Annotated in this window: 2 protein-coding genes and 1 pseudogene; 1 reads left to right on the plus strand and 2 read right to left on the minus strand. The window is 63.6% G+C overall.

Annotated features, from left to right (window positions below; translation table 11 throughout):
• Nucleotides 1-130: 130 nt before the first annotated feature.
• Together HW578_RS25780 and HW578_RS25785 are read right to left on the minus strand one after the other, a co-directional pair.
• Nucleotides 131-687 (minus strand): annotated as a pseudogene (locus HW578_RS25780) (IS5 family transposase); the annotation flags it as partial.
• Nucleotides 688-783: 96 nt separating this feature from the next.
• Complete coding sequence (locus HW578_RS25785; RefSeq protein ID WP_198373570.1) at nucleotides 784-1,761, minus strand: GDP-mannose 4,6-dehydratase; 978 nt, start codon at nucleotides 1,759-1,761, stop codon at nucleotides 784-786.
• Nucleotides 1,762-1,976: 215 nt separating this feature from the next.
• Between HW578_RS25785 and HW578_RS25790 the strand changes: the two genes are divergently transcribed.
• Nucleotides 1,977-2,114: GDP-mannose 4,6-dehydratase (locus tag HW578_RS25790; protein ID WP_198373571.1), on the plus strand; the 138-nt coding region annotated here is incomplete at its 3' end.

A 2,114-nucleotide genomic window follows, 5' to 3' on the forward strand; every position in this document is an offset into this window, starting at 1 on the left:
GACAGCCAGCGCAGACGCTCCTCCGCATCGAAGAACCCCGCCTGTCCCGACATGCCGCGCCCTCGTCATCACCAGCCAAAGCGAATCAGATCAGCCCCGTCGCGGCCAGGGGTTTTTCGAGGCGTCCGGATGGGAACAGCCTGCGCGCCTGACGCAGCAGCGGTTCAGCGCCGTCCCGGTCCTGCACGTGGGCGGGATGGACGATCACCGCGAGCAACATGCCGATGGTGTCGGTCAGCAGGTGGCGCTTGCGACCGACGACCTTCTTGCCCGCGTCGTAGCCGGACGCATCGAGCGTAGAGCCCCCTTTTGCGCACCCTTCGCCGTCTGGCTGTCGATGATCGCGGCCGTCGGGCTGGCCTCGCGTCCCGCCTGCTCGCGCACCGCGACGTAGAGGGCGTGATGGATGCGCTCGATGGTGCCTTCCCATTCCCAGCGCGAGAAGTAGTCCCACACCGTGCTCTTCGGTGGCAGGTCCTTCGGCAGCGCGCTCCACTGACAGCCGGTCGAGAGCGCGTAGAACACCGCGTTCAGCACCTCGCGCACATCCACACAGCGCGGCCTGCCGCCGTGCTTCGCGGGCCGGATCAGCGGCGCCACCAGCGCCCACTCGGCTTCCGTCAGATCAGACGGGTAGCGCAGCCCGCGCCGATCCGCCGCACGCCGATGCTCCGACGTCCACGCCATTCCCTGCCCCCGCGAATCGTCCGCAGGGCCAGCGAATCGCATCCGATTCAGCCGATTCAATTCCTTTCCGGATGCGCTCGAAAAGCTGAACAGACCTTACAATAGTGCGCGCCAGCGCACGAGATCCGCCTCCACCATCTCGGCGATCATCTCCTCGAGGCTTGTCTCCGGTACCCAGCCCAGCTGCGTGCGTGCGCGTGTAGCGTCGCCGACCGTCACATCGACATCCGCCGGTCGTAGGAACGCGGGATCTACTTTCACGTAAGTCTCCCAGTCAAGGTTCACATGCGCGAAGGCGATGCGGCACAGGTCGCGGATCGACGCGGCACGCCCGGTCGCCACCACGTAGTCATCCGGCTTGTCCTGCTGGAGCATAAGCCACATTGCGCGGACGTAGTCGCGCGCATGGCCGAAGTCGCGCTGCGCATCGAGGTTGCCCATCGATAGCTCGGCGGCGAGGCCAAGGCTGATGCGAGCCGCGCCGTCGGTGATCTTGCGCAGTACGAACTCGATTCCTCGAAGCGGACTGTCGTGGTTGAACATGATGCCGTTGCATCCGAACAGGCCGAAGGCGTCGCGGTAGTTCTGCACCAGGCAATGCGCGAAGACCTTGGCAGAGGCGTAGGGACTGCGCGGATGAAACAGCGTGTCCTCGTTCTGCGCGGGTGTTTCGGCGCGCCCGAACATCTCGGACGAACTCGCCTGGAAATACCGCGCACCCGGGGCGGCGATGCGTACCGCCTCCAGCATGTTCGCGGTGCCGATGGCAGTGACGTGGGTGGTCAGCAGCGGCTGGTCCCACGACATACGCACGAAGGACTGCGCGGCCAAGTTATAGATCTCGTCGGGCTGTACCTTCTGCAGCAGGCGGATCAACGATGACAGGTCGATCAGGTTGCCATCCAACATGCGCACCGCTCCGGTGCAGCCCAGGCGCCGAAGGCGGTCATGCACAGCCTCCGAACCGCCATGGCGATGCAGAAGGCCGCAGACATCGTAGCCCTTCTCCAGAAGTAGGGCGGCCATGTAGGCGCCATCCTGACCTGTGACGCCGGTGATTAGTGCGCAAGCCATATTAATAACACCTCGAATCCAACAACGCTTTCGCCTACTGACGATTATCAGCCGCGCGCGTCAACAGCAACCTTGGACCCGTGCCGATCGTTCACCGAACATCTAATTTTGGCTGAGAATTTTACGATATGGGAGGCTTCCGTCCTAAGGGGTATTATATTATCTGCACCCTTTAGTCGTTCCCTGCTCCTCCAGCCAAGCAACTAGGATCGTATATGTCGACAGCTCGCAAGGTCGCCCTCGTCACCGGCATCACCGGCCAGGACGGCTCCTACCTGGCCGAGATGCTGCTTGCGAAGGGCTACGTGGTGCACGGCATCAAGCGCCGCTCGTCGTCCTTCAACACCGGCCGC

The sequence above is a fragment of the Roseomonas rosulenta genome (genome assembly GCF_016106005.1).
Taxonomy (GTDB): domain Bacteria; phylum Pseudomonadota; class Alphaproteobacteria; order Acetobacterales; family Acetobacteraceae; genus Neoroseomonas; species Neoroseomonas rosulenta.